Source organism: Neisseria sp. P0021.S007 (assembly GCF_051956855.1).
The window spans coordinates 1-442 of the sequence record NZ_JBQCXA010001725.1; the positions used below are offsets into that span (position 1 = coordinate 1).

Below are 442 nucleotides of genomic sequence, written 5' to 3' on the forward strand. Positions count from 1 at the left end.
GTTTTCCATATCCTGCAAAATAATTTTAACAGCAACGCTCTTCATGCCTTCAGGCACACCCGTACCGCGGTAAACGTCAAACACGCTGATTTCTTGAACCAGCTTGTTCGCCGCCGCTTTCAGGGCATTTAACAAATCATCATGCGTCACAGCTTCAGGCATTACAAATGCCAAATCTCGGCGTGCAGCTTGGAATTTGGATACAGACTGATAACGGGTTTTCTCACGACCCAATACAGTATCCATATCGATTTCAAATACCAGCGGCGCTTGTGGCAAATCATATTTTTGCAGCCATTTCGGATGCAACTCGCCAACAAAACCAACTACTTTGCCGTCTGAAACAATATTGGCGGCACGACCAGGATGCAATGCCGGATGTTCGGTCTTAACAAAGGATACTTCCTTGTTTTTCAAAAGGCTCTCAACATCGGCTTTCATA

At 45.2% G+C, this 442-nt stretch carries 1 pseudogene; it reads right to left on the reverse strand.

Annotation, left to right across the window (positions count from 1 at the left end):
* Window positions 1-442, reverse strand: a pseudogene (locus tag ACTHUR_RS21145) (phenylalanine--tRNA ligase subunit beta); the annotation flags it as partial.